The sequence below is a fragment of the Sutterella massiliensis genome (genome assembly GCF_016899755.1).
Lineage (GTDB): Bacteria > Pseudomonadota > Gammaproteobacteria > Burkholderiales > Burkholderiaceae_F > Sutterella > Sutterella massiliensis.
Map to the genome: position 1 here is coordinate 1 of NZ_JACJJC010000321.1, position 395 is coordinate 395.

General features: G+C 55.9%; 1 protein-coding gene. It reads left to right on the forward strand.

What is annotated here, in order from left to right; genetic code table 11:
- Window positions 1–258 (forward strand): hypothetical protein (locus tag H6A60_RS12750; RefSeq protein WP_205105233.1); only part of this gene is annotated, 258 nt, incomplete at its 5' end.
- Between the last annotated feature and the right edge of the window lie 137 nt (window positions 259–395).

The window sequence follows — 395 nt, forward strand, 5'->3', positions numbered from 1 at the left end:
ATTGCGGCGAATGAACGCGCAGACGCGTTTGTTCTGTTTCGAGAGCGACTCATATGCGTTCTCAAACTTGAGCAGAAGCGGCGGTACCGTTGCAAGGTGCGTATCGGGATATGGATGCATATTTATGAGTTTGCTTTCGATTGCACGGAAGCGGCAAAAAGCGAAGCGGCCCTCGCGCTTGAGACGTCATTCGGCTCGCAACCGGCGAGCAATCGACAGAATCAAACGCCATCGCCACAGATCCGGACTCGGCACTGAAGCAAGCGCGGCGCGGCAGACAAATGTCCCCGCCGAATGTCCGATTCCGCGTTTGAACGAGGATCCGTTCGAGCGCTGTCTCAATTCGCCATGACGGGAAGAGAAGCGGCCGGCGTTCGTCCGTTCCTCTAAAAGAT